Origin of the sequence: Roseibium sp. SCP14, from assembly GCF_040329475.1 — a bacterium.
GTDB lineage: Bacteria > Pseudomonadota > Alphaproteobacteria > Rhizobiales > Stappiaceae > Roseibium.
Genome location: NZ_JBDZYH010000049.1, coordinates 1 through 232, shown reverse-complemented (window position 1 = coordinate 232; position 232 = coordinate 1). Strand labels below are relative to the sequence as shown.

Annotated in this window: 1 protein-coding gene; it reads right to left on the bottom strand. The window is 63.8% G+C overall.

The features are described from left to right. Window positions 1-232 (bottom strand): ABC transporter permease subunit (locus ABLQ08_RS32765; protein WP_352950931.1); only part of this gene is annotated, 232 nt, incomplete at both ends.

The window sequence follows — 232 nt, the reverse complement described above, 5'->3', positions numbered from 1 at the left end:
GAACATGGTGATCAGGTAATTCGCCAGCGCCGGGATCATCGGCGGAACCGCCTGCGGAATGATCACCTTGCTCCAGGTCTGATACGGCGAGTAGTTCAGCGCCCGCGCCGCCTCCCACTGGCCCTTGTCGACATTCTCGATCCCCGCCCGGTAAACCTCGGCCGTGTAGGTGCTGTAATGCAGGCCGAGACCGATCACACCGGCAGTCAGCGGCGACAGCACGATGCCGGCC